General features: G+C 70.3%; 20 protein-coding genes. 7 read left to right on the top strand and 13 right to left on the bottom strand.

Going from position 1 to position 24213, the window contains the following annotated elements; genetic code table 11:
* Positions 1-163: 163 nt before the first annotated feature.
* Positions 164-2236, bottom strand: coding sequence for a TPM domain-containing protein (locus ACIOGX_RS23950; protein WP_401916029.1), 2073 nt, complete (start codon positions 2234-2236; stop codon positions 164-166).
* A gap of 268 nt (positions 2237-2504) precedes the next feature.
* Here ACIOGX_RS23950 and ACIOGX_RS23945 point away from each other — a divergent pair, with 268 nt between their 5' ends.
* Positions 2505-3581: a hypothetical protein gene (locus tag ACIOGX_RS23945; RefSeq protein ID WP_401916027.1), complete on the top strand. Its 1077-nt coding sequence runs from the start codon at positions 2505-2507 to the stop codon at positions 3579-3581.
* A 100-nt stretch (positions 3582-3681) separates the two neighbouring features.
* On the opposite strand, the gene ACIOGX_RS23940 is transcribed toward ACIOGX_RS23945, so the two are convergent.
* The 5 genes from ACIOGX_RS23940 to ACIOGX_RS23920 form a co-directional block, all read right to left on the bottom strand.
* Entirely contained in the window at positions 3682-5172 is a 1491-nt protein-coding gene (locus tag ACIOGX_RS23940) for a glucoamylase family protein (protein WP_356514575.1), read from the bottom strand.
* A 211-nt stretch (positions 5173-5383) separates the two neighbouring features.
* Positions 5384-7231, bottom strand: a complete 1848-nt coding sequence (locus ACIOGX_RS23935) for a glycoside hydrolase (RefSeq protein WP_401916025.1) — start codon at positions 7229-7231, stop codon at positions 5384-5386.
* 188 nt (positions 7232-7419) lie between these two features.
* On the bottom strand, positions 7420-8343 hold the full coding sequence (locus ACIOGX_RS23930) for a carbohydrate ABC transporter permease (protein WP_401916022.1): 924 nt from the start codon (positions 8341-8343) through the stop codon (positions 7420-7422).
* Entirely contained in the window at positions 8340-9314 is a 975-nt protein-coding gene (locus ACIOGX_RS23925; protein WP_383972581.1) for a carbohydrate ABC transporter permease, read from the bottom strand. The genes ACIOGX_RS23930 and ACIOGX_RS23925 overlap by 4 nt, the downstream gene beginning before the upstream one ends.
* A 5-nt stretch (positions 9315-9319) precedes the next feature.
* Entirely contained in the window at positions 9320-10564 is a 1245-nt protein-coding gene (locus ACIOGX_RS23920; protein WP_401916019.1) for a sugar ABC transporter substrate-binding protein, read from the bottom strand.
* Between the two features lie 287 nt (positions 10565-10851).
* On the opposite strand from ACIOGX_RS23920, the gene ACIOGX_RS23915 reads away from it, so the two are divergent.
* Positions 10852-11847: an acetylxylan esterase gene (locus ACIOGX_RS23915; protein WP_356514585.1), complete on the top strand. Its 996-nt coding sequence runs from the start codon at positions 10852-10854 to the stop codon at positions 11845-11847.
* Positions 11848-12017: 170 nt separating this feature from the next.
* On the opposite strand, the gene ACIOGX_RS23910 is transcribed toward ACIOGX_RS23915, so the two are convergent.
* Positions 12018-12260, bottom strand: coding sequence for a hypothetical protein (locus ACIOGX_RS23910; protein ID WP_356514589.1), 243 nt, complete (start codon positions 12258-12260; stop codon positions 12018-12020).
* 139 nt (positions 12261-12399) lie between these two features.
* Entirely contained in the window at positions 12400-12594 is a 195-nt protein-coding gene (locus ACIOGX_RS23905) for a putative peptidoglycan-binding domain-containing protein (RefSeq protein ID WP_401916016.1), read from the bottom strand.
* A 189-nt stretch (positions 12595-12783) separates the two neighbouring features.
* Between ACIOGX_RS23905 and ACIOGX_RS23900 the strand changes: the two genes are divergently transcribed.
* Positions 12784-13098 carry a hypothetical protein gene (locus ACIOGX_RS23900; RefSeq protein WP_356514593.1) on the top strand — a complete coding sequence of 105 codons (315 nt, stop codon included), beginning with the start codon at positions 12784-12786 and terminating at the stop codon, positions 13096-13098.
* A 145-nt stretch (positions 13099-13243) separates the two neighbouring features.
* Here the strand turns inward: ACIOGX_RS23900 and ACIOGX_RS23895 are convergent, their stop codons facing one another.
* A complete protein-coding gene (locus ACIOGX_RS23895) occupies positions 13244-14311 on the bottom strand; it encodes a LacI family DNA-binding transcriptional regulator (protein WP_356514595.1) in 1068 nt (355 codons plus the stop codon).
* Between the two features lie 196 nt (positions 14312-14507).
* On the opposite strand from ACIOGX_RS23895, the gene ACIOGX_RS23890 reads away from it, so the two are divergent.
* From ACIOGX_RS23890 to ACIOGX_RS23880, 3 genes are all read left to right on the top strand, one after another.
* Positions 14508-14966, top strand: coding sequence for a MarR family transcriptional regulator (locus ACIOGX_RS23890; protein ID WP_356514597.1), 459 nt, complete (start codon positions 14508-14510; stop codon positions 14964-14966).
* A gap of 70 nt (positions 14967-15036) precedes the next feature.
* Complete coding sequence (locus ACIOGX_RS23885; protein ID WP_401916657.1) at positions 15037-16440, top strand: MFS transporter; 1404 nt, start codon at positions 15037-15039, stop codon at positions 16438-16440.
* 54 nt (positions 16441-16494) lie between these two features.
* Positions 16495-17049 carry an isochorismatase family protein gene (locus ACIOGX_RS23880; protein ID WP_401916012.1) on the top strand — a complete coding sequence of 185 codons (555 nt, stop codon included), beginning with the start codon at positions 16495-16497 and terminating at the stop codon, positions 17047-17049.
* Positions 17050-17126: 77 nt separating this feature from the next.
* On the opposite strand, the gene ACIOGX_RS23875 is transcribed toward ACIOGX_RS23880, so the two are convergent.
* Genes ACIOGX_RS23875 through ACIOGX_RS23860 form a run of 4 tightly spaced genes read right to left on the bottom strand, consistent with a single transcriptional unit; the run spans position 17127 to position 21017 of the window.
* Entirely contained in the window at positions 17127-17930 is an 804-nt protein-coding gene (locus tag ACIOGX_RS23875) for a succinate dehydrogenase/fumarate reductase iron-sulfur subunit (protein ID WP_356514601.1), read from the bottom strand.
* A complete protein-coding gene (locus ACIOGX_RS23870) occupies positions 17927-19888 on the bottom strand; it encodes a fumarate reductase/succinate dehydrogenase flavoprotein subunit (RefSeq protein ID WP_401916010.1) in 1962 nt (653 codons plus the stop codon). The genes ACIOGX_RS23875 and ACIOGX_RS23870 overlap by 4 nt, the downstream gene beginning before the upstream one ends.
* A 34-nt stretch (positions 19889-19922) precedes the next feature.
* Positions 19923-20762, bottom strand: coding sequence for a hypothetical protein (locus tag ACIOGX_RS23865; protein WP_356514605.1), 840 nt, complete (start codon positions 20760-20762; stop codon positions 19923-19925).
* 24 nt (positions 20763-20786) lie between these two features.
* Positions 20787-21017 (bottom strand): hypothetical protein, encoded by a 231-nt coding sequence (locus ACIOGX_RS23860; RefSeq protein ID WP_356514607.1) that lies wholly within the window; start codon positions 21015-21017, stop codon positions 20787-20789.
* Between the two features lie 362 nt (positions 21018-21379).
* Here ACIOGX_RS23860 and ACIOGX_RS23855 point away from each other — a divergent pair, with 362 nt between their 5' ends.
* Positions 21380-23965: an ABC transporter family substrate-binding protein gene (locus ACIOGX_RS23855; RefSeq protein ID WP_401916006.1), complete on the top strand. Its 2586-nt coding sequence runs from the start codon at positions 21380-21382 to the stop codon at positions 23963-23965.
* Positions 23966-24213 lie beyond the last annotated feature (248 nt).

Below are 24213 nucleotides of genomic sequence, written 5' to 3'. Positions count from 1 at the left end.
GCCCTGAGGCCCTGAGGCCCTGAGGCCCTGAGGCCCTGAGGCCCTGAGGCCCCGAGGCCCTGAGGCCCTGAGGCCCTGAGGCCCTGAGGCCCCGAGGCCCTGAGGTCCAGTGGTCCTGTGGCCTCGTGGTCTTGTGGGGAAAGCGATGGGGAAGCGGACGACGTCAGAACCGGCCGCCGCCGCCCATCCGGCCGCGCGTCCCCCCGCCGCCGAAGCTGCCGGGTCCGCCACCGCCCCCGTAGCCCCCGCCGAACCCCCCGCCCCCTCCTATGCCCCCTCCACCGAGGCCGCCCCCGCCGCCGAACAGGCCGCCGAGGAGGATCCCGCCGAGCACGGCGCCACCGAGCCCGCCCCCCGTTCCCTGGACACCGCCGCCCCCGTACCGGCTCCCGAACGACCGCACATCCTGCTCGGCGAGGTCCTGCGCCGTCCTGGCCAGCGCGTCCGCCCGCTGCGCCTCGGCCAGCGCGCCCTGCGTGTCGCCCGACACCGATGTGGCGTGCGCCAGCTCCAGCCGCCGCTGAGCCTCCGTCAGACGGGTACGGGCCTGGCTGCCGACCGCCCCGCGATGCGTGCCGATGTAGTCGGCGGCGGCGCCGATCGCCGAGCGTGCGGTGAGCATCGCCTGATCGAGGAGCGTGCCCGCCCGGCGGCTGCCCTCCTCGCGCTCCCGCGCCCCGGTCAGCGCCTCGTCGAGGACCGCGTCCGCCTCCTCGACCCGGCGCAGCGCGTCGATCGGGTCGTACCGTCCCGAGTCCAGCTCGCGCCGTACCCCCGAGACCACCGCCTCGGCGCGGCCGATCCGGCCCTGGAGGTCGGCCGTCGGCACCCCCGGCGTCGTGCCCTTCAACAGCCCGCGCGCGTCGGCGAGATCCGTCTCCGTCTCGGTCAGCGCGCCGGGAAGCTTCCCGGCCGCGTCCGTCAGCTCCTGCGCGCGCCGTTCGACCGTCTCGACGAGCGTGGCCGCCTGCCCGACGGCCGCCTCCGCCGCCCGTACGTGCACGGCCGCCCTGCCGTTGTCGCCCGCGCCGGTGAAGCCGCGTGCCTCGTCCAGAGCGGTGGACGCGAAGACGAGCCTGTCCTCGGCCTGCGTGACGCTGTCCGCGACGGGCGCGGAGGCCGAGTCGGCGTACCGCTCGCGCATCGCGGCGAGCGTGTCCCGAGCCGTCGCGACCCGCCCGTTCAGCTCGCGGAAGGTGCCCCCGACCGTCTCGACGGCCTGCGGCGCGTTCCGCTCCAGGGCCCGGAGCCGGTCGAAACCCTCGGACTCGGCGTCGAGCCGGCTGTTCGCCTCCGCGCAACGGGCGATGATCTCGTCCAGCATCCGGCGGCGGGTCGGGTCGTCCTCCGGGAAGGCGTCGTCCAGCTGCTGGCGCAGCCGGAAGGCGAGGGTCAGCTGGCCCTTCGCGAAGGCCACGGCGTCGGTGAACGGTGCCGCCGCCTCCTCGCCGAACTGCGCCGTGGCGAAGCCCAGTTCCTCCTGACTGGTGCGCAGCGCGTCGTCCGTCTCGACGAGGACCTGCTTCGCCCGGCTGTCCAGCTCGGGCAGCGGAGTCGGCGCCGGCGGCTCCGTACCGCCGGGGGAGCCCCAGCCGTGCCGCTCGCCCCGCGGCGTCGTACGGACCGCCATCCGCCGCTTCCGTTTGGCGAAGCTGTACGCGCCGATGGCCGCCGCCCCGACCACCACGACGACGGGCAGCACCAGATTGGTCGCCGCGCCTCCGTCGGCCGCCGGGCCCCCCGGGTCCGCCACCCCGGGCGTGATGGCGGGCGTGGGCACCGGCCGGCCCGCGAGCACCGCGTCGAATCCGTTCGCGGCGCCGATCGCCGCCGCCGACCAGTCGTTCTGCCGCAGCGCGGGTTCGACGGCCGTGCCGGCGACCGTGGCGAGCTGGTCGGCGGTGAGCGGTGAGTCGATGTCCGCGGAGTAGGCGTACTGCCGGTCGTGGGTGGCGACCGCGAGCAGGAGGTCGTCACGGCCGAGGCCGTTGCGGGTGGCCGTCGCGTCGGCCCAGCTCTGCGGCGAGTGCCCGGAGAAGTCGCGTACGTACACGACGAAGAGCTGCACCCGCCGGTCGTTGTAGAGGCGGTCGAGCGCCTGGCTCACCGCGGTCCGCCGATTGCCGAGCGCTCCGACCTTGTCGGTGATCTGGCCCTGCCGGTCGAGCGGGATCGGCTGCTCGGCGCCCGCCTGCTGAGCGGCGGGGACGACAAGCCACCACGCCGTCACCAGCACGGCGACGAGAGCCCTGATGGCTATACGGGTCCCGGGGCGACAGGGCGTGGGGCGACGGGGCCCGGAGCGACCAGGCCCGGGGCGACCAGGCCCGGGGCGGCTTACGAGTGACGTCACATTTGGGAGGTTATGTCCCGTCAAGGGAGGGCGCGACCGGACGTAGCGCCTGCTGGAACGGGGTGCTGTGGCGTCATCAGGTGGCCCCCGGCGCATAGCCTGAGCGTCTCCATGACCGGCCGGTCATGGGCATACGGGGGAGGTAACGGCTTTGCGTGCACAGCTGCGCGGATTCGGACGGACACTGATACGGGCCTGGCGCGCGCCCCGCGCGCGGTGGCCCAAGCGGGTCGCGCTGGCGCTCGCCGTCCTGCTCCTCGTACCGGCGCTCACCGGCGCCGCCGCCCTGCGCCTCACCTACGCGGGCGACCTCCAGGACGGCACCCGCACCCGCGGCAAGGACGCCATCTGGCTGGGCCACGCCTGGGTGGACGGCCGGAAGAAGGACGCCGATCTCGACGCCTTCGCCGCGCGGATCCGCGGGACCGGCATACGCGACCTGTACGTCCACACCGGGCCGCTGGAGCACGACGGCACTCTCCCCACGGCCCGCTACCCCCGGGCACGGTGGCTGATCGACGCCGTCCACCGCGAGATCCCGGGCGTACGCGTCCACGCCTGGCTGGGCGACAAGCTGGCGACCGAGACGCCCGACGGGCTACGTCTGGAGCGGGCCGCGTCCCGCGCCGCCGTGGTGGGCTCCGCCCGGCAGATCCTGGACGCGGGCTTCGACGGCGTCCACTTCGATCTGGAGCCGCTGCACTCCGGCGACCGCGACTATCTCTCGCTCCTCGACGACCTGCGCGCGCTCACCCGGGCCCGTCAGGTGCCGCTCTCCATCGCCGCCCACCAGATCGATCCGCTGCCCGCGCTGCACTCCGTCGCCGACACGCTCACCGGGCACCCCAAGTGGTGGTCGCAGGCGTTCTTCGCGCAGGTCGCCCGGCGGGTCGACCAGATCGCCGTCATGTCGTACGACACGGCGATGCCGCTGGAGAGCCTGTACGGCGGCTATGTCGCGCAGCAGACCACGCTCGCCCTCGAAGTCACGCCGGAGGGCACCGATCTGCTGATGGGGCTGCCCTTCTACTACGAGGACGACATGAGCCACCACGGCCACGCGGAGACCGTCGCGGCCGCGGTCCGCGGCGTCAGGCTGGGCCTGGGGCGCACGGACCGCGACCGGGACCGCTTCGGCGTGGCGATCTATGTCGACTTCGCGGCGACCGAGAAGGACTGGACGTCGTACCGGGACGGCTGGGGACGTCTCGACAGGACCGGCGGGTAGGACCGGCGGGTAGGGGCCGGCGGGCAGGTCCGGCGAGCAGGACCGGCGGGCAGGACCGATGAATAGGTCCGGTGAGCAGGTCCGGCGAGCGGGTCCGGGCTCAGATGCTGAAGCGCTCCTTCGCCAGCAGCGGCCGTACCCGCGAGGCGAATCCGCCCGTACGGAACGGCCGCTGGAGCAGTCCGGGACGCAGTTCCTGGGCGAGCGCGGCGGCGATCATGCCCTGGTCGAGGGCGAGGACGAAGTCGCTCACCCGGCCCGTCCCCACATTGACGGAGTCACGGAAGCCGTAGCGCTCGTCGTACGCGCCGAAGTCGGCCGCGATCGCCTTCAGATTGGCGATGGCCTCCCCCCTCGCCTGCGGCAGCGCGAGGAACGACGCGTGCGGGGTGACGACCCCGTTGGTGTACGCGGACGCCGGCGGCAGCGGCTCGCCGTGGGTGACGAAGGTGCGGTCGGTGTTGGAGGCGTACCCGTCGGTCTGCATCCCGATCGCGTCGACGCCGTACTCCTGATAGCCGTCCTCGGGCACATTGGACGGGGAGAAGCCCCAGTAGCCGTACCCGGCCTCCTCCAGACCGTGCTCGATCTGGGAGCGGACGTAGCGGCGGTGGGTGGTGCCCCAGGAGCGCGGCGACCACTCGGTCTCGGGCACGAAGAGCGGCACCATCAGCGCCTCGAACATCGAGCCGCCCCAGGTGGGGACGAGCTTGCGGCCCCGGTAGGTGTAGTGGCCCTGCCAGAGGCGGACACCGTCGATGGTCTCGTACGCGCCGCCCGGCGGCTGCTCCTGGCCGTGCTCGGGGAGCATCGTGCGCAGCATGTGCCAGTAGTGGTCGCCGGGGAGCGTGCCGTCGGCGATGCCCAGGTAACTGGCCATGCGGGGCTCGGTGTTGAGAGCGCCGTAGTGGTGCGCGGTGGGTTCACCGGTGTCGGTCCAGAAGCCGCCGCGGAGCTGGCCGGGGCCCTTCACCGGGTCGGCCGGGTCGTACGGCGTGTAGTAGTACGACCAGTCCGCGGTCGCGAGGATCGCGGCGACCCGGCCGCGCAGCCGCGGCTCCGCGTCGGCGGCGATCCGCAGGCCGGTGACGAGCCAGGCGTTGTCGACGGAGGAGAGGAAGGGGCGGACCGGGTCGCCGGTGCCGGGCCAGCTGGTGAGGACGGAACCGTCGTACGCGTCGTACCAGTTGAGCCAGAAGCCGTGGTGGCGTTCGAGCCGCTCGACCGCCGAGACGGTGTGCGCCAGCCTGCGGTACATGGTGTCCCGGCCGATGACGCCGAGGCCCGCGGCGGCGACGGTGGACCACAGGCCGCAGCCGATATTGGTCGGTGAGGTGTTCCGCGAGGGGACGGGCGTACCGGGCCCGGAGACGTCGATCTTGTCGGCGGTGAGACCGTGGTCGGTCGTCATCGCCTCGATCGAGCGGTACGTGTCCTGGAACCAGCGGTGCAGCAGGGGGAGATCGGAGGAGGGCGCGGTGACGGCCCGTCCGGAGGGGGCGGATGCGGCGAGGGCGGGCGCGGATACGGCTCCGAGGGACAGAGCGGCGGCCCCGGTTCCCGCTGCGGCGAGAAACGTGCGACGGTCCATGAGAGTCCAGCTCCTGTTGGCGGGTGTGGAGTTGTGGAGTGTGGAGTTGTTGGGTTGTGGGGTTGTTGGGTTGTGGGAGTGCGGTGGTGCTACGACGGGGGCCGACGACGGTCAGGTGCCGTCGGCCCCCGGGTCTGTGGCGGCGGGTGGCTCAGCCGCGGGTTTCGGCCGCGGTCTCGTCGCGGTCTCGGCTGCGGTCTCAGCCGCGGTCTCAGCCGCGGGCGAGCCGCAGGAAGCGGATGCCGGGGTTGGGCAGCTCGACGGTCAGCACCGCGGTGCCCTCGGCGTCCGCGGTGACGGGCGCGAGCGTCTCGACCGGCAGTTCGTCGGCGGCGCGCAGCTTGCGCCACTGCTGGTCGTCGGGCCAGTCACCGCCGTCGAGGTCCTTCCAGACGGCCTGGATATTGGCATGGTGCTCGTCGACCCTGCGCGACTCGACGGTGTGGACCGCGCCCGGTTCGAGCCCGGTGACACGGACGGTCGCGGCGCGGTCGAGCACGGCAGCGCCGTCGATCTTGGACTGGTCGAGCGTGCCGTTCCAGAGCAGGACGTCCACGGTCGAACCGTCCTCCGCGCGGGTGGCGAGGGACTCGACGAGCGCGCCCGCGCCGTCGCCGCCCACCGCCGCGGGGATCCGGCCGCCGGTGAGCTGGGAGAGGAGATACAGCGCCCAGAAGCGCGGCTTGCGCAGATTGCCCACCGTCAGCAGCCCGAAACCGCCGTGGAACAGCCGGGGCGGCCAGCCCAGCTCCTCGAACTGGTCGGAGGCCACCCAGTAGGAGAGGCAGTCGGTGGACGACAGCGCGCTCTTCATGCCGCGCAGCACGAACGGCGCGGCGAAGACGGAGTCGCTGACGCGGTGGAAGTGCGTGGGCGTGACGCCCCACTCCGTCCACAGGATCTCCGGCTCGGGCCTGCCCGTCGCCTCGGCGAAGGCGCGTGTCATCGGGCGGAAGTCCAGCGGGGCGTTGCCGTAGGTGTGGGTGGAGACGAAGTCGACCGGAACGTCGTGCTCCTGGCAGTACTCCAGCAGTGCGCCGACCCAGCCGGCCGCGGCGGAGGAGGGCCCGCCCACCTTGATCCGGTCGTCCACGCCCTTCACGGCGCGTACGGCGACCTCGTACAGCCGGTGGTAGTCGTCCTGGGTGCCGTTCCAGAACACCTCCAGATTGGCCTCGTTCCAGACCTCGAACTCCCAGCCGGCGACGGTGTCGCGGCCGTACCGCTCCTGGAGGTGGACGGTCAGCTCGCGGCAGAGATCGCCCCAGCGCTCCCACCGCGCGGGGGTGGAGACCAGGGCCTTGTAGTCGAAGACCGTGTAGTGCGGGTCGGAGGCGAGTTCCTTCGGCATGAAGGAGAGCTCGACGACGGGCTTGAGGCCGGTGGCCAGGAAGCGGTCGTAGACGGCGTCGAGACCGGAGAAGTCGAACGAGCCGTCGGCCCGTACGGTCACGGTCTCGGGCAGGAAGGTGCCGTGCGCGCGGACCGAGCGTACGCCGATCTCGTCGCGGACGATGGCCAGCGCCTCGCCGTACTCCTTCGCGACATCGGAGCCGCCCGCGCCCGGCTTGTCCCAGGTCAGCAGCGAGAAGTGCTCGGCGCCGATCATCCGGTTCCAGACACCGGGGAGTTCGGTGGCCGGGGCCGCCGCGTCCACGGCCACGGTGACCTCGGCCGGGCGCGAGCCGGCGGCCCTGGCGGAGCCGGGCACGGCCTCGGACAGCGCGCCGGCACCGGTGTCCGACCAGGTGGCGACCTTGTAGAAGTAGCCGCGGCCCGGCTGGGCGAGGGTGTCCGCGTACGGCGGGTGCGGTACGGCGAGCACGTCGCCGCCGAGGTGGTCGAGCGGCTCGAAGGGGCCCTCGGCGGAGTCGGCGCGGTGCACCAGATATCCGAGCGCGCCCGGCACCGGACGCCAGGTCAGCAGCACATGGCCGGTGCCGTCGTCGGCGGACAGACCGGCGGGAGCGGGAAGCTCCCCGATGCCGAGGAGCCGCCCGTCACTGGGCTTCCCGATGCGCGACTCCCAGTCGGCGCGAGCGGCGGACTTTTCGGTCATGACTGTACAAACCTTTTCTCGGAGGGGGGTGTGGAGCCGGAGAAGCGTGGAGTTGCGGAAGGGCACGGTGTGGTGGAAACACGCGAGAGCTGTGGAAACGCGCGGGACCTGTGGAAACAGGCGGGACCTGTGGAAACGGGCGGGGACGCGTCGGGGGTCCGGCGCCTACGTGACGGCGGCCGTGGCGATCATTTGATGCCGGCCGTGGCGATGCCCTGGGTGAAGTACCGCTGGAGCACCATGAAGACGAGCAGCACCGGCAGCACGACCAGCAAGGAGCCGGCCATCAGCATTCCGTTCGAGCCCTCCGACTGGTTGGGATCGGTGGCGAAGGTCGCCAGCGCCACCGGAAGCGTGTATTTGCCCGGGTCGTTGGTGGCGATCAGCGGCCACACGAAGTTGTTCCAGGAGCCCAGGAAGGTGAGGATCGCGAGCGTCGCCAGGGCGGGTTTGACCAGCGGCATCACGATCCGCCAGAAGATGTACCACTCACCGGCGCCGTCCATCCTGGCCGCTTCCAGCAGCTCGTCCGGGATCGACTGCATGAACTGCCGCATCAGGAAGACCCCGAAGGCCCCCGCCGCGAACGGCAGCACCAGACCCGCGTACGAGTCGATCAGCCGCAACTTGCTCATCAGGACGAAGAGCGGCAGCAGCATCAGGTTGCCGGGCACCATGAGCGCGCCGAGCACCAGCGCGAACAGCTTGTTCCGGCCGGCGAACCGCAGCTTGGCCAGGGCGTATCCCAGCATCGAGCAGAACACCAGATTGGAGACCGTCACCAGCACGGCGACGAGCACGGAGTTGAAGAAGTAGAGCGGCAGGTCGAGCCGGTCGAGCAGGCGCGAGAAGTGCGCCAGGGTCCAGTCGGTGGGGAGCCACACCGGCGGGCTGGCCGCCAGTTCGCGGTCGGTCTTGAAGGCGGACAGCGCCATCCAGAGGAACGGCGCCGACATGACCAGCACGCCGAGCGACAGCAGGACGTACACGCCGGTTTTCCCGCGCCGGCCGGTGCGCCCGTTCCGGCGCGGCGCGGTCTGCTGGGCCGACGTCTTCTGGGGCGACGTCCGCCGGGTCGAGGTCTGCTGGGTCGAAGTCTCCGCGGCACTCATTTCGTGTTGTCCTTCAGCAGACGGAGCTGGAGCACCGTAATGCCCATGATGACGATGAAGAGCACATACGCCATGGCGCTCGCGTAGCCCATGTGGAAGAAGTTGAAGCCTTCGCGGTACATGTTCAGCGAGACGGTGAGGGTGCTGTTCGAAGGGCCGCCCTCGGTCATCACGAACGGCTCCTCGAAGACGTTGAGATAGCCGATCGTGGTGATGACCGTGGCGTACAGCATCGTCGGCCGCAGCAGCGGCACGGTGATCCGGCGGAACTCCTGCCAGGGACCGGCGCCGTCCAGCCGCGCGGCTTCCCGTACGTCGGTGGGAATGGCCTGGAGTCCCGCGATGAACAGCACCATGACCGTGCCGAGGTTGCGCCAGACCGCCATCAGGATCAGGGACGGCATGGCGAGCGCTTCGGAGCCGAGGAAGTCGGGGGTGGTGAGGCCGACTTCGGAGGCCAGGCCCGCGATCAGCCCTTCGGACGGATCGAGGACGAAGGTCCAGACGACGGCGACGGCGACGATGCTGGTCACCACCGGGGCGTAGAAGCCGACCCGGAAGAAGGTCCGCGCCCGGTCGATCCCGCTGTTCAGCAGGACGGCGGCGGCGAGTCCCGCGCCGATGGTGAGCGGTACGCCGACGACCACGAAGTACGCCGTGTTGAACAGCGCCTTCAGGAACTTCTCGTCGCCGAAGAGCTTCGTGTAGTTCTCGAAACCGATGAACTCCGCGGAGAGCGGGTCGGTCACATTGCGCAGCCCGAAGTCGGTGAAGCTCATGGCGAGCGTGGCGACGATCGGGAAGGCCATGAAGACCGTGAACAGCACCAGGAACGGGGTGGAGAACAGCCACCCGGCCAGATTCTGCACCCCCAGGGAGCGCGGCTCACGGCCCTTCGCACCGCTCGTCGGCGGACTGGCCCCGGCCTGCGCCGGGGCGGCGTCCGCGGCGGATTCGGTCGTGGTGGTCATGGCGGCTACTCCACGAGCCCTTCGATCTCGGACTGCGCCTTGTCGGCGGCGTCCTTGGCCGAGGACTTGTTCTGGGTCACCGCGCCGAGGGCCTCGTCGACCTTCGAGGTGATCTCGCTCCACTTGGCCAGGACCGGCGTGCCCTTGGCGGACTCCATCTGCTCACGGAAGATCTGGAGCCCCGGGTCGTCGGAGAGCTTGCCGGAGTCCCAGGCGCTGGTGTTGGCGGGCAGGTCGCTGGTGCGGGTGAACCAGTCCTTCTGGCCCTCGGTGTCCGTGAGGTACTTGATGAAGTCCGTGGCCGCGGCCTTGTGCGTACTGTCCTTGGAGACGACCAGGCTGGAGCCGCCCGCCATCGAGACGGACGCCTTGTCACCGGGGACCTTCGCGACGCCCCACTTGCCCTTGAGGTCGGGGTAGTCGTCATTGATCAGGGTCATGATCCAGGGGCCGGAGAAGAACATCGGCACATCACCGGAGTTGAAGTCCTTCAGCACCTCGTAGCCGGGCGGGGTGCTCTTCTTGGTGAGCCCCTTGTCGAAGTACGAGGCGTACTCCGTCATGGCCCTGATGGATTCGGGGCTGTTGAAGACCGCCTTGCCGTCCTCGGACACGATCTCGCCGCCGGCCGAGTACAGGAAGGGGTACCAGCTCTGTACGGTGTCCAGGCCGCTGGGCTGGAGGTAGAGGCCCCACTTCGTACGCGCCTTGTCCTGGTAGGCGGTGGCGAGCCGCGCCAGCTCCTGCCAGTTGGCCGGGGCCTTGCCGACGCCGGCCTTCTCGGCGAGGTCGGTGCGGTAGTAGAGGACGCGGGTGTCGACGTACCAGGGGACGCCGTACGCCTCGCCGTCCACCTCTCCCTGCTTCCAGGCGGCGGGGAAGAAGTCGTCCTTCTTGAAGGTCTTCGTGTCGACCGGCTCCAGAACGCCCAGCTCGGAGAACTCGCCGATGTACGTGCCGCCCATCTGCGCCACGTCGGGCAGGGTGCCGGCGGCGGCCGCGGAGACCAGCTTCTGATGCGCGACATCCCAGCTGATGGGGGTGACCTTGACGGTGATGTGCGGGTTGGCCTTCTCATACACCTTGGCGACGTCCGTGAGCTTCTCGCCCTCGGCGCCCATGGCCCAGACGGTGAGCGTCTGCTCCTTGTCGGCGGCGACTCCCTCACCCCCCGAGCTTCCGCACGCGGTGAGTCCGAATGCCACCGCGAGCGCGGTGGCGGCAGAGGCGGTTCTGGCGGTGCGGTGCATGGACGGCTCCTCCTTGAGCTCCCCGATGTATGCGCTGCCTGTAAGCGCATACATCACTCTGCCGTCGCGCTTCGGGAATCCGCAAGAGGTGCCTTGGTCACACTCGTGCAACATGTGCGACATCTGTGCGTGCGACAGCTGTTCAGGTGTGTGTGCGTGCGGGGGGAGAGGCGTGCGTGCGGTGTGCGTGCGGTGCGTGTTCGGGCAACTTCCGCCGGTGTCCGGCCGGGTACGGCCGAGTCCTGCCGAGTGTGTCTGGTGATGTCCGGTGGGCTACTGTCGCGATCATGTCCGCGTTCGTGCACGGCTTTCCCTTTGATCCGGCGTACGGCCGGACCCTTGATGAGCTGCTCGTCATCGCGGCGCCTGCCCCGCCTGACGGATTCGACACGTTCTGGCGGGATCGTTACGAGGCGGCGCTACGGGTGGGGACGGCACCGGCGGTGGGCCCCCAGGAGGACGAGCGCGACGGATTCCGGATCTTCGGGGTGTCGTTCACCTCGGTCGGCGGGCTGCGCCTCGGCGGCTGGCTCGTCCTGCCCGCCGAAGGGCCGGTGCGGTACGGGTGCGTCATCGGCCACGGCTACGGCGGACGCCAGGAGGCCGGCCGGGACGTGCCGCTTCCGCTGCCGGGCGGCGCGGCGATCCTGCCGTGCGTACGGGGGATGGGGTCCCGCAGCCGCAGACCGGGCATCCCGGGGGACGCCGACCGCCATGTCCTGCACGGCGTCGACTCCCGTGACACGTATGTCATCGGCGATTGCGTGGCCGACCTGTGGTGCGCCGCGTCCGCGCTGCTCGATCTGGTACCGGAGCTGGTGACGGCGCGAGGTCCCCGGCTCGCCTACGCGGGCGAGAGCCTCGGCGGTGGCCTCGGCGCGCTGGCGCTTCCCTGGGACGACCGCTTCGCCTGCGGCCGGCTGACCGTACCGACCTTCGGCGACCATCCGCTGCGGCTGACGCTGCCCTGCGCCGGGAGCGGCGAGGCGGTACGGGCCCACTACCGCGATCACCCCGGGATCATGGACGTGCTCCCGTACTTCGACGCCGCCACGGCGGCGAGCCGGATCAGGATCCCGATGCTGGTCGCCCCGGCCCTGTTCGACCCATCGGTCCCGCCGCCGGGCCAGTTCGCCGTCTACAACGCGCTCGCGGGCCCGCGTGAACTGCACGTACTGACGGCCGGCCACTTCGAGCACGAGGGGAGCGAGCGGGAGGAACGGGAGCTGCGGGCGGCGGATGGGCGCTTTTTCGGGGAGAGGCTGGGGCTGGGCTTCGGCTGAGGGTGGATCGGGAGCGCCGAAAGGGGTTGTCAGCGCGTGCGGTTCCCACCGGGGTGGGCGCGGGAACCGCACATCCATGACGGCGGCGCTGGTTCGATCGTTCGCCGGCGCTGCTGGGGCGTGTCTTCGAAGTCCCGCCCGAAGGGCAGGCGGGACTTCGAAGACACGCCCTAGGACGGGTCGATCACGTTGCCGGTGGAACACCTGTCGCCGTGATCCTCTGCGTAGCCCACACCGCCCGCGAGGATCGGGACGATGGCGACTTCCTGTTCGCAGACAACGCCGGCACCGAAGTTCCAGTTGTCGGCCGCGCTGACGGGCCCGGTGAAGGCCGAGTCGTCGTCGGCATGGGCGGGGGGAGCGAAGGCGACGCCGGCGAGGACCAGCGCGGCAGCAGAAATGATCTTCTTCATGCCTGAGGAACGATCGCCGTGCACTGAGGAAACGGTAGGGCGCTGCGCTGTATCGACCGCACCGAGCCCGCCGCACAGCCCGCTCCCGACGAGCACGGGCCGGACGACGGGTGACCAGGTCATCTCAACGGCGATCCCGTCACGCTCGGTTCACCAGCCAGCCAAAGACAAATGCCTCGTTCTGTTCCCGATTCTCGGCCAACTCGATGTATCGCGCCCCCTGGAGGCTGGTGAGCGCTTTGAGGAACGCCACTCCGCCTTGCTGCTTACGCTTCTCCATGAAGGCGATGAACGCTGTGACTGTTTTCGGGCCGATCGCGCCGTCCACGGTCATGTCCGGAACTGGTGAAAGAGAGGGTGTTCGGCTTTTTCGAGGGTGCGGGAAACCCTGCCTCGGTGTGTGTGATCGGGCGGAGCATCTGCGTGCTCCTTCCGGGTGATCAGCGCTGTGCCGCCGCATCAAATACGGAGCACACGGAAAGTCACGGGGCGTAATTCCCAACGGAGACAGGCAGGGGTACGCATGAAGATCGTCGGTAGGGCACTGAGTGCGGTTGGTGTCGCTGTGGCGCTCGGTGTCGGGTTCCCGCTCAACGCTCAGGCGGCGCAAGGGTCATTCAGCTATCACACGAAGCCCGGAAACCTTCAGTTGGTCTTGGACCACCCTCGGGACAATCAGTGCTATTCGGTGGGGAGAGCGGGCGGGCTGACGGAGAACAACACCAACCGTGAGGCCGAGCTGTACTCCGGCCGGACCTGCTCCGGGAGTGTCGAGTCGATGCACAGCGGTGAATCTCGCACGGTCGGTCAGTTCGCCTCGGTCAAGTTTGTGCGCTGAACGCGCCCCGCAGGTCAACAGCCCCGTCCGGTCATATGCCGGGCGGGGCTTGTTTGTGCTCCGACTTGGTGATTCCCCGCTCCCAGGGTGTCCGGTCTGCTCCCGGGGCGAGCCCGACCACCCCTCGGTCGTGCCCCCAACCCCGCTATCCGCAGCCGCAGCTCGCCCTGCGGGCCACCGAGACCGGGAGCATCAGGGAGACCGGTTCGCGGGTCGGTTCCGCGAGTCGCTGGACGAGCAGTTCCACCGCCTCCTCGCCGAGCCGGCGGATCGGCTGGCGTACGGTCGTCAGCGCCGGGCGCACCATGCGGCTCAGCGGGATTCCGTCGAACCCCGCGACCGCGATGTCCTCGGGTACCCGTACCCCGCGCCGCTCCAGCGCGTGGAGCGCGCCGATCGCCATCTGGTCGTTGGCGAAGAGCATCGCCTGCGGGCGGCCCCCGTCCCGGTCGGCGCGGTCGAGCAGCGTTTCCGCGGCCCGTTCTCCCTCGGCCTGGGTCATCATCACGGTGCGCAGATCGGGTTCGTCCGGGACCGGCAGCCCGGCCTCGGCGCAGGCGTCCCTGAATCCCCGGAACCGTGCCTCCGCGTCCGGTGAGTCCTTCTCGCCCCCGACGAAGACCAGCCCGCGCAGGCCGTGGTCGCGGATCAGATGGCGGGTCAGTTCCCGTTCGCCGTCGGAGTTGGCCACCTCGATGTGGTCGAGATGGTCGATCTCGCGCGGCCCCGCCAGCATCACCACCGGCAGTCGGCGCGAGATCACCTCAAGGTCCTCGGTGGGGACGGTCCGCGCCAGTACGGCGAATCCGTCGACCCGCCCCGCGACCTTCGCCACCAGCGACTCCGGCCCGCCCTTCAGGGACGCGGCGATCAGCAGCGCGTAGCCGTGCCGCCGCGCGGCCCGCTCCATGCCCCGGATGATCTGGTCCGAGTAGAGCATCACCGCGGAGTCGTCGTATGTGTCGTCCGCCTCGGCGTCCGTCTCGGCGTCCGGATCGGAGTAGTCGGGGAAGCAGAGCCCGAGCACGCCGGTGGTCCTGCTGGCCAGACCGCGCGCGTTGCCGCTCGGTACGTAACCGAGCGCGCGCGCCGCTTCCAGTACCCGGTCGCGGGTCTGGGCGCGTACGGAGTCGGGGTTCCGGTAGACCCGCGAGACCGTCGCAATGGAGACGCCCGACCGCTCGGCGACGTCGTACACCGTGGGGGCACTCACCCGACCGACCCGTCCCCTTCTCTCTCTTCCGCACCGTTGTCCGCGTGTTTTAGGGAAGCGCATTTCATGAAAGCGCATTCACCCTAGGCGCCGCGCTGTCCGGGGAGCAAGGCGGGCTCTCCCGGCCAGGGCCGGGATCCAGCCAAGAATGACAGGGTAACTTGCAAGGTTACCTGTCTATCTCTACGGTGGGCGTATGCCCGAGGAGTTCGAGAGGCCCGCAGACCCGACCGCCGAGGAGGTCGCCGCCGATGTCACCGCGGTGGTCCGCAGGCTGGTGCGACGCCTGCGTACGGCAACGCCGGACAGCAGGCTCACGCCGTCCCAGCAATCGGTCCTGGCGCGGCTGGACGGCGAAGGGCCGTCGACCACGGCCGCGCTGGCCCGCGCGGAGTACGTACGTCCGCAGTCCATGCGGCTGACCCTCGGCGTCCTGGAGGAACAGGGCCTGGTCGAGCGGACGCCGGACCCCGATGACGGACGGCAGTCCGTCGTCTCGGTCACGGGCGCGGGCCACGACACGCTCGCCGCGGCCCGCGCGGCCAAGCAGGGCTGGCTCTCCGAGGCGATCGCGGGCGAACTGAACGGCGCGGAACGCCGCGCGCTGGCCGAGGCGGCGGCCCTGCTGGGGCGGCTGGTGGAGAGGAGTGAGTGACACGGAGGCCCGCGGGACGGAAGAAGGCGCACGCGACGTACAGCGGATACAGGCACAACCGCATACGGACCTGACGGCGCCCGGCGAGCCCGGCGGCGGCGGCCCCAGGACCCCCGGTTTCCGAGGCCGTCTCACCGCCCCGCTGCTCCTGGGCTCGCTGCTCAACCCGCTCAACACCACCATGATCTCCACCGCGCTGGTGGCGATCGGAGACAGCTTCGGGATCGGCGCGGCCGACACCGCCTGGCTGATTTCCGTCCTCTATCTCGCCAGCGCCGTCGCGCAGCCCGTACTCGGCAAGCTCGCCGACTCGCTCGGCCCGCGCCGGATCTTCCTCGCGGGCCTGGTCGTCGTCTTCGCCTCCGGCCTGGTCGGCGCGGTGGCACCGTCCTTCGGCTGGCTCATCGTCTCCCGGCTGCTGCTCGGCATCGGTACCTCCGCCGCCTATCCGGCGGCCATGTCCGTCCTGCGCGACGAGGGCCGGCGGGTCGGACATCCCGCCCCGCGTACCGTGCTGGCCCGGCTCTCCTTCGCCTCGCTCGGCAGCGCGGCCGTCGGTCCCACGCTCGGCGGACTCCTCGTCGCCCTGGTCGGGTGGCGCGGCATCTTCGCCGTCAATCTGCCCATCGCGCTGATCGCCTTCGTCGCCGGGCTCATCTGGATCCCCGCCGACCCGCCGCGCGAGCCCGCCGCCGGAGCCCCCGGCCGTTCACCGCGTCTCACGCTCGACCCGCTCGGCATCGGACTGTTCGCCACGGCCCTGACGCTCCTCGTCTTCTTCCTGCTCGATCTGGCTCATCCGATGTGGTGGCTGCTCGCGCCCTTCGGTGTCCTGACGGCCGTGCTCGTGTGGTGGCAGCTGCGCAGGCCACTGCCGTTCATAGATCTGCGGATGATCGTGCGCAACGGCCCGCTCGCGCGCACCTATCTGCGGCACGGCGTCAGCTATCTGGTCATCTACTGCGTGATGTACGGCTTCACCCAGTGGCTGGAGGAGGGCCGTGGCCTCTCCGCCGGTGAGAGCGGACTGCTCATGCTCCCGATGTCGGTGACGGCACTGGTCTGCTCGCTGCTCGGTGCCCGTACCAAGGGCATCCGCGGCCCGCTCGTCCTCGGCTGCCTGCTGCTCACCGGCGGCGCGGGCCTGCTGCTCTTCGTCGACGACAGCACCCCGATCGCCGTCCTGCTGCTCGCGGGGGCGTGCTTCGGCGTTCCGCAGGGGCTGATCGGTACGAGCAACCAGGCCGCGGTCCAGGCGCATGCCCCGCCCGAGAGCATCGGGTCCGCGGCCGGGCTCCAGCGCACCGCGCAGTACATCGGTGCCATATCGGCATCGAGCCTGATCGCCCTCGCCTATGGACAGGCGGCGAGCGACAGCGGACTGCATCTGATGGCAGGCGCCTCCGCCGTCCTCGGCGTGCTGCTGATCATCCTGACCGTCACAGACCGGGCGCTCCGCGCCCACCACCGATAACCGCCCCCTCCAGGACACACCCCTACCGCATTCCGTACCGCAAGGAGCACCACCATGACCGTCACCACCCTCGACCCCAAGACCGCCCTGGTCGTCGTCGACCTCCAGAAGGCCGTCGTCGCCATCTCCACCGCGCCCTACCCGGCCGCCGAGGTCGTGGCGCGCTCCGCCGAGCTCGCCGCCGCCTTCCGCGCCAAGGGGCTGCCCGTCGTGTTCGTCCGCGTCACGGGCGGCGCGCCCGGCCGTACCGAGGCTCCGATGCGCGGTGGGCAGCCGGCCGCCGACTGGGCCGACCTCGTGCCCGAACTGGGCGTCCAGGACGGCGACATCGTGGTCACCAAGCAGCAGTGGGGCGCGTTCCACGGCACCGATCTCGACCTCCAGCTGCGCCGCAGGGGCGTCACCCAGGTCGTGGTGACGGGCATCGCCACCAGCATCGGAGCCGAGTCCACCGCCCGCGCCGCGTACGAGCACGGCTACCACGTCACCGTCGCCGTCGACGCGGTCGCCGACATGGACGAGGGCGCGCACCGGAACAGCGTCGAGAAGATCTTCCCGAGGCTCGGCGAGACCGGCACCACCGAGGCCATCATCAAGCTCCTCGGCTGACGCACCACAAGCGCGGACCCATAGACGGAGACGGGAGGGGCCCGGAATCACGGGCCCCTCCCGTCTCCACGGCTACGTCATTCGCCGCGCCGCCGGATCTTGTTGCCGAGCCACACCAGTGGGTCGTACTTCCGGTCCACGGCCCGTTCCTTGAGCGGGATCAGCGCGTTGTCGGTGATCTTGATGTGCTCCGGGCATACCTCGGTGCAGCATTTGGTGATGTTGCAGTAGCCGAGGCCGTGCTCGTCCTGGGCGGTCTTCTTGCGGTCGAGCCCCGATTCCTCCGCCGCGTCCAGCGGATGCATATCCAGCTCGGCCACCCGCATCAGGAAGCGCGGACCGGCGAACGCGGTCTTGTTCTCCTCGTGGTCCCGCACCACATGGCAGGTGTCCTGGCACAGGAAGCACTCGATGCACTTACGGAACTCCTGTGAGCGGTCCACATCCACCTGCCGCATCCGGTACTCACCGGCGGCCACCCCCGGCGGCGGTACGAACGACGGCACTTCCCGCGCCTTCGCGTAATTGAAGGAGACGTCCGTCACCAGATCGCGGATCACCGGGAAGGCACGCAGCGGGGTGACCGTGATCGTCTCCTCGCGCGAGAAGACCGACATCCGGGTCATGCACATCAGCCGCGGCCGGCCGTTGATCTCCGCGCTGCACGAACCGCACTTGCCCGCCTTGCAGTTCCAGCGGACGGCCAGATCCGCCGCCTGGGTCGCCTGGAGCCGGTGGATGATGTCGAGGACCACCTCCCCGTCGTTCACCTCGACGGCGAAGTCCTTCAGCTCCCCGCCGTCGGCGTCGCCCCGCCAGACCCGGAACTTCGCCTCGTATGTCGTCGACGCGTTCGCGCTCGTACCCGTACTCGCACTCACTCGTGAAGCTCCTCTTCGGCGAGGTACTTGACCAGCTCTTCCTTGTCGAACAGGGCCAGCAGGTCGGGACGTATGGGCTCGGTCGTCCGGCGCGTGAGCGCGATCCGGCCGGCCGCGGGGCCGGCCGCCGTGCCCTCCTCCGTGCCGGAGAGCCGGCAGTACAGATTGATCCGGCGCCAGTCGGCGTCCATGCCGGGCCAGTCCTCCCGGGTGTGCCCGCCCCGGCTCTCGGTACGTTCCAGGGCGGCCCGTGCGACGCACTCGCTGACCAGCAGCATGTTCCGCAGGTCGAGCGCCAGGTGCCAGCCGGGATTGAACTGGCGATGCCCCTCGACCACGGCCCGGCCCGCCCGTACGCGCAGCTCGGCCAGCCTCTCCAGCGCCTGCTCCATCTCCTGCTCCCGGCGGATGATGCCGACCAGGTCGTTCATCGTCTGCTGGAGTTCCTGATGGAGGGTGTACGGATTCTCCGCGGGCCGGCCGTCAGGACCGCTCCCGTCGCCCCGCGCCGCGCCGTCCGCGCCGAACGGGCGCAGCGCCTCGGCCGCCGCCGCGTCGATCTGTCCCTCGTCCAGGGCCGGGCGCGCGCCGAGCCCGGCCGCGTACGCGGCGGCGTGCAGCCCCGCCCGGCGGCCGAAGACCAGCAGATCGGAGAGGGAGTTCCCGCCGAGCCGGTTGGAGCCGTGCATGCCGCCCGCGACCTCGCCCGCCGCGTACAGCCCGGCGACCCCGGGCGCGGCGGCGGTCTCCGAGTCGACGGCGATCCCGCCCATCACGTAATGGCAGGTCGGGCCGACCTCCATCGCCTCCGCCGTGATGTCGACATCCGCCAGCTCCTTGAACTGGTGGTACATCGACGGCAGCCGGCGCCGGACCACCTCGGCGGGCATCCGCGTCGAGACGTCGAGGAAGACGCCGCCGTGCGGAGAACCGCGGCCCGCCTTGACCTCGGAGTTGATGGCGCGGGCCACTTCGTCGCGGGGGAGCAGTTCGGGGGGACGCCGGTTGTGGTCCGGGTCGTCGTACCAGCGGTCGCCCTCGTCCTCCGACTCCGCGTACTTCTCCTTGAAGACGTCCGGGATGTAGTCGAACATGAACCGCTTGCCCTCGGAATTGCGCAGGACCCCGCCGTCACCGCGCACCGATTCGGTGACCAGGATGCCCTTGACCGACGGCGGCCAGACCATGCCCGTCGGATGGAACTGCACGAACTCCATGTTGAGGAGGGGAGCGCCCGCGAGCAGCGCCAGCGCGTGGCCGTCGCCCGTGTACTCCCAGGAGTTCGAGGTCACCTTGAAGGACTTGCCGATCCCGCCCGTGGCGAGCACGACGGACGGGGCCTCCAGCACGAAGAAGCGGCCGGACTCGCGCTCGTAACAGAAGGCCCCCGCGACCCGGCCGCCGTCCCCGGCACCCTCCTCCTTGAGGATCCGGGTGACCGTGCACTCCTGGTACACCTTGAGCCGCGCCTCGTAGTCCCCGTACTCGCGGAAGTCCTCCTGCTGCAACGCGACGATCTTCTGCTGGAGGGTGCGGATCAGCTCCAGGCCCGTACGGTCGCCGACATGGGCGAGCCGCGGGTACTCGTGCCCGCCGAAGTTGCGCTGGGAGATCTTTCCGTCGGGCGTACGGTCGAACAGCGCGCCCCAGGTCTCCAGCTCCCAGACGCGGTCCGGCGCCTCCTGGGCGTGCAGCTCCGCCATCCGCCACTGGTTGAGGAACTTCCCGCCGCGCAGGGTGTCGCGGAAGTGCACCCGCCAGTTGTCGCCGGAGTTCACATTGCCCATGGAGGCGGCGATCCCGCCCTCGGCCATCACCGTATGGGCCTTGCCGAAGAGGGACTTGCAGATGACGGCGGTACGAGCGCCCCGCTCGCGCGCCTCGATGGCGGCGCGCAGGCCCGCTCCTCCCGCACCCACCACCACGACGTCCCACTGCCGGCGTTCGAGTTGCGTCATTTCGGAAGGCTCTCCCTACAAGAGGCGCGGATCGTCAGAAGAGGCGCGGGTCGGCGAAGGTTCCGGTGGCGAGCAGGTACACGTAGAAGTCGCAGGCGGCGACGCTGATCAACGAGGCCCACGCGAGCTGCATATGGCGGTTGTTGAGCCTTCCGGCCCAGCCCCACAGCCGGTAGCGCACCGGATGCTTCGAGAAGTGCCGCAGCCGGCCGCCGATGATGTGCCGGCAGGAGTGGCAGGAGAGCGTGTACGCCCAGATCAGTACGGTGTTGACGAGGAAGATCAGCGAGCCGAGCCCCATATGGCCCCAGGCGTACTCCTCGTCCCGGAAGGTGAGCACGGTGTCGTACGTGAGGATGCCCGCGACCGGTACGGCCGCGTAGAAGAAGTACCGGTGGATGTTCTGGAGGATCAGCGGGAAGCGGGTCTCACCGGTGTACTTCGCGTGGGGCTCGGCGACGGCGCAGGCAGGCGGCGAGGCCCAGAAGCCGCGGTAATACGCCTTGCGGTAGTAGTAGCAGGTCAGCCGGAAGCCCAGCGGGAAGATGAGGATCAGCAGCGCGGGGGACAGGCCCCACCAGCTGCCGAAGATCTCCCAGTTCGGACCGTTCCGCATCGGCGCGCAGCTCTCCGCCAGACAGGGCGAGTAGAACGGCGAGACATACGGCGCCGCGTAGTAGTCGCTGTTCGCGAACGCTCGCCAGGTCGAGTACACGATGAAGGCGAACAGTCCGGCGGCGGTCAGGGCGGGCGCCAGCCACCAGCGGTCCGTCCGCAGGTGGCGGGGCGCGATGGCGGCGCGCGAGGCGCCGCGCACGCCCGTACCGCCGGATGAGCCCGTACTGACGGCTGGGGGTTCGGTACCGGTGGCCAACGAGGACTCCTGACGGAAGGGGTACTAGGGAGCCCGCCGGTCGCGTACGCCCAGGCCCTCGTCGTCCGAGTCCGTCCACAGCGCGCTGTTGTACGGGGTGTCGGGGATGGTCACCAGGTCTTCGACGCGGCCGGCCGGCTGGGGCCGGGGCTCGTTCTCACGCAGGAGCGCGAGATTCCGCTCCAGCCGGTCGACCGTGCGGACCAGGTCGTCGAGGCATCGCCTGATCGCTGTCACATCGTCCTGCAGGGACATGAGTTGCCCTCACTTCCAGGGGCTCGGGTGGCATGCGGGGTCGCGGGAATCCCCTCTGACGGATCCCCTCAGACGGCTCTCTCTCGGCTCTCTCGGTTCTCTCGCTCTCTGTGTGCGCCTGAGAGTGTTCCGCGTCACATCCCAGTTGTGAAGCCGTAGGTCACGTGTTTTCCGGCGAGGGGGCCCGTCCCTGGAGCGGTTTGAGCCAAGCGTCGTGACCGGGCGCATTGGGCCGCTCGGGTGGGTTTGATCGCACGTCACGCCGTGTCTGCGCCGCCGCTGACTCGCGGTCCCCTTCAGTGAGTGGGCAAATAGGTGTGATCATCTCTAAATTCCACAAACAGGACGAAGAGGTACAAGCCATGTCCCACGTCGGCGCCCCACGCGGGAGGACATGCTCCCGAACGCTCCGCTCCCGAACGCTCCGCTCCGTCGCGCTTCTCACCACCGGTGTGCTGGCCCTGGGGGCCCTGTCCGCGTGCACCTCGGAGGAGGACGGAAGCGAGCCCTCGGCCGCCGCCGCCCCGGACATCTCGGCCGTAAAACGTGAAGGCGTCGCCCAGGGCGGCACCATGCGCTGGGCGGTCGACACCATGCCCGCGACACTGAACGCCTACCAGGCCGACGCGGACGCGGCCACGAGCCGGATCGCCGGGGCCGTACTGCCGGCCCTCTTCACGCTCGACAAGAGTGGCCGGCCCCAGCGGAACCCCGACTATCTGGAGTCCGCCAAGATCGTCGAGCGCGAGCCCAAGCAGGTCGTGCTCTACAAGCTCAACCAGCAGGCGGTGTGGAGCAACGGCCGGGAGATCGGGGCACCGGACTTCGTGGCGCAGTGGCGTGCGCTGCGCGGCAAGGACTCCGCGTACTGGACGGCACGCAACGCCGGGTACGAGCGGATCGAGAAGATCGAGCGCGGTGCCAACAACCTCGAGGTCAGAGTCACCTTCAACAAGCCGTACGCCGACTGGGAGTCGCTGTTCAGCCCGCTCTACCCCAAGGACGTGACGGGGACGCCCAACGCGTTCAACGACGGCGCCAGGAAGAACCTGAAGGTGACGGCGGGACCCTTCACCGTCAAGAAGGTGGACGGAAAGGCCAAGGAGACCACGCTCGCGCGCAACCCCCACTGGTGGGGAGAGCCCGCCAAGCTCGACCAGCTGATCATGCGCACGGTCCCCAGGAAGGAGAGCGCGGGGGCGCTCGCGGCCCGCAAGGTCGACATCGTCGAGATCGACACCACCGTGGTCAAGCGCATGGCCCTGGCGGAGAAGGACGCCGAGAGGGAAGCGGAGAGGGAAGCCGAGAAGGAAGCGGACAAGGGCACCGAGAAGCGCGCCGATTCCGGTGGCGGGCAGGCGCTCACCCACGGTCCTGGCGCCGCGATCACCCCGGGCTCCGCGCTCCGGTCCTGGGCGCTGGCCAACGGCTCCGACGAGGAGAAGGCCGAGGAGGCGGCGGAGGCGCGCAAGCGCACCGCCGAGTCCATCGCGCGGTACGCGCGCGAGCAGAAGGGCCTGCGCGGCTACGAGATCCGCAGGTCGCTGGAGCCCGCGTTCACGCAGCTCGCGCTGAACGGCGAGTCCGGCCCGCTCGCCGATGAGCGGGTACGGCGGGCGGTGGCCCGCGCGATCAACCGTCAGGAACTGGCCGACACGGTGCTCCAGCCGCTCGGACTACAGGCGAAGCCGCCCGGCAGTCATCTGGCGCTGATGGGACAGAAGGCGTACGCGGACAGCAGCGAGGCGCTCGGCAAGCAGGACACGCTTGAGGCGCAGGCGCTGCTGGCCGACGCGGGCTGGACGCCGGACGGGGCCAAGAAGAAGGTGACCGCCAAGGCGGGCAGCAAGGCCCAGAAGAAGCGCCCGGAGGGTGAGGAGGGCGAGGACGGCGACGAGGAGCTGAGCGAGGAGGAAGCGGAGGCCGCGGCCCAGGCGAAGCGCCCCGACGCGAAGACGGAAGAGGCCGAGAAGAAGAAGGCCGAGGAGCAGAAGCGGAAGTACGAGGAGAAGGTCGCGGCCGAGGAGAAGAAGAAGGGCGACAAGGGCGACAAGGACGACGACAAGGACGCGGCCGCGGCGAAGAAGAAGGCCGACGACACGGACGCGGGCGGCGACGTCCCCTCGGACGAGGGCCTGTACATCGTCGGTGACGACAACAAGCCGGGCAGGACGGCCCCCCGCCCCCAGTCCGCGCATGTCCTCTCTCCCGCCTCCCTCGCCCGCCTCCAGGAGGACGCGCTGCTCCGGCAGGCCGCCGCCGTGGACGACGCCGACAAGAAGCCGGGCGGTGTGGCGGGCGCCTACGCCCCGCGCGGCACGGCCGCTCCCTCTTCCTCCACGTCGCCCTCCGCCTCCGCCGCGACCCTGCCCAGCGGCCCGCTCGGCAAGGACGGGAAGCCGCTCAGCCTCCGCTTCGTCCTGCCCAAGGGCGAGGGCGCGGAGTCGCTGCGCGCCGTCGGGGAGCGGATCTCGCGGATGCTCGACCGCATCGGTGTCGGTACGGAGATCACCAAGGTCTCGGACGACGAGTACTTCAAGGACCACATCGCCTCCGGCCACTACGACCTGGCCCTCTACTCCTGGCCGGCCAGCGCCTTCCCGGCGACCGACGGACGGCCGATCTACGCGAAGCCCGTGCCCGCCAGCGACGGTTCGCTGCTGGTGGAGCAGAACTACACCCGCGTCGGTACGGACCACATCGACCAGCTCTTCGCCAGCGCCGCCGCCGAGCTGAACGAGAAGAAGTCCCGCGATCTGGTCCGGCAGGCCGATGCCCGTATCTGGGCCGCGGCCGGGTCCATCCCCCTCTACCAGCGTCCGCAGCTGGTCGCGGTGAAGCCGACGGTGGTGAACGCGGGCGCCTTCGGCTTCCAGACCCCTCGCTACCAGGACATCGGGTTCAGGGAGGGCGGGGCCGCGGGCCCGGACTCCAAGAAGAAGAAGTAGCGAAGAATCGGCGACGGAACCGGCGGCGGAAGCGTACGTTCGGCGAAGATCGCGAGAAGAAAAAACGGACTGGTTTCCGAAAGCGCAGGTCAGGGCGTTTTCGGAAGCTCAGAACCCCATCAATTGGCTTGCCCGCCGGCCTCCCCGGCGGGCAAGCTCGTTCCTGTCCCCGACCCGGGCAGCTCCACCCCTCCCGCGCGTCCCCGGCGCAGCCTCCCGCGCGGTCCCCCTCGCCACCCCGCGGCCCC

Origin of the sequence: Streptomyces sp. NPDC088147, from assembly GCF_044741565.1 — a bacterium.
Taxonomy (GTDB): Bacteria; Actinomycetota; Actinomycetes; order Streptomycetales; family Streptomycetaceae; genus Streptomyces.
This window is presented reverse-complemented; position numbering and strand designations above follow the sequence as displayed.

Coding starts and splice junctions, on each gene's coding strand:
- ACIOGX_RS23890 (WP_356514597.1), top strand. CDS start 14,508: ATGCCCGAGGAGTTCGAGAGGCCCGCAGACCCGACCGCCGAGGAGGTC.
- ACIOGX_RS23880 (WP_401916012.1), top strand. CDS start 16,495: ATGACCGTCACCACCCTCGACCCCAAGACCGCCCTGGTCGTCGTCGAC.
- ACIOGX_RS23870 (WP_401916010.1), bottom strand. CDS start 19,888: ATGACGCAACTCGAACGCCGGCAGTGGGACGTCGTGGTGGTGGGTGCG.
- ACIOGX_RS23915 (WP_356514585.1), top strand. CDS start 10,852: ATGTCCGCGTTCGTGCACGGCTTTCCCTTTGATCCGGCGTACGGCCGG.
- ACIOGX_RS23900 (WP_356514593.1), top strand. CDS start 12,784: ATGAAGATCGTCGGTAGGGCACTGAGTGCGGTTGGTGTCGCTGTGGCG.
- ACIOGX_RS23905 (WP_401916016.1), bottom strand. CDS start 12,594: ATGACCGTGGACGGCGCGATCGGCCCGAAAACAGTCACAGCGTTCATC.
- ACIOGX_RS23940 (WP_356514575.1), bottom strand. CDS start 5,172: ATGGACCGTCGCACGTTTCTCGCCGCAGCGGGAACCGGGGCCGCCGCT.
- ACIOGX_RS23910 (WP_356514589.1), bottom strand. CDS start 12,260: ATGAAGAAGATCATTTCTGCTGCCGCGCTGGTCCTCGCCGGCGTCGCC.
- ACIOGX_RS23925 (WP_383972581.1), bottom strand. CDS start 9,314: ATGACCACCACGACCGAATCCGCCGCGGACGCCGCCCCGGCGCAGGCC.
- ACIOGX_RS23930 (WP_401916022.1), bottom strand. CDS start 8,343: ATGAGTGCCGCGGAGACTTCGACCCAGCAGACCTCGACCCGGCGGACG.
- ACIOGX_RS23920 (WP_401916019.1), bottom strand. CDS start 10,564: ATGCACCGCACCGCCAGAACCGCCTCTGCCGCCACCGCGCTCGCGGTG.
- ACIOGX_RS23855 (WP_401916006.1), top strand. CDS start 21,380: ATGTCCCACGTCGGCGCCCCACGCGGGAGGACATGCTCCCGAACGCTC.
- ACIOGX_RS23935 (WP_401916025.1), bottom strand. CDS start 7,231: ATGACCGAAAAGTCCGCCGCTCGCGCCGACTGGGAGTCGCGCATCGGG.
- ACIOGX_RS23860 (WP_356514607.1), bottom strand. CDS start 21,017: ATGTCCCTGCAGGACGATGTGACAGCGATCAGGCGATGCCTCGACGAC.